The following is a 640-nucleotide window of genomic DNA, read 5'->3' on the forward strand; positions in this document are numbered from 1 at the left end:
GCCGAGCGGAGGCCCTGATCCGTTCCAGAAGCCGGCCTCGGCATTGCCCTTCATGACGACCTTGACCTGCTCGGCGTTGATCTCGCTGCTGACGGCATCAATGGTGGTGAGGAAACTGCGAAAAATGCGAGCTTGGGGGCCGTCTCCGATATCCTGTGTCGCGGAGATGAGCTTCACACCCGCTTTCTCCAGGCGGCGGCGATACCCTTCGAACTCATACTCGTCGCGGAAGAAGCGGGAGAAGTTGTAGACATAGACGGCCTCGAAGCGGCAAGGCTTGGCGCACACATCTGCGATCATCTGCTGGAGGACCGGGCGACGGTCATTCATGCCGCTGCGGCCGGGCTCCACATAGGTCTTGATGACCTCGTAGCCCGCCGCTGCCGCGGCTCGGGCGATGCCGCCTTCCTGCTCCGCGAGCGAGGTCTCGTGCTCGGCCTGCCTCCGCGTGCTCACGCGAACATAGGCGCAGGCGGGCATTAGGTGCGACACTGCTTCAGTCATCCACCATAATCCTCACCAACTCGTCCGCCATCAGAGTCAGCAGCCATTGTGACTCGCCAGCGAGGACGGGGAAAGAGTCCGCGAGTTCATCGACGATCGACAGGCGAGCACACGCTCCGGCGCGAGAGCAATCCTC

At 62.7% G+C, this 640-nt stretch carries 1 protein-coding gene; it reads right to left on the bottom strand.

Annotated features, from left to right (window positions below; translation table 11 throughout):
• Positions 1–504, bottom strand: a 504-nt coding sequence (locus tag AC2JF9_RS08170) for a recombinase family protein (protein WP_500726803.1), incomplete at its 3' end; no start/stop codon positions are given.
• Positions 505–640 lie beyond the last annotated feature (136 nt).

Source organism: Lactobacillus sp. C449L (assembly GCF_059900815.1).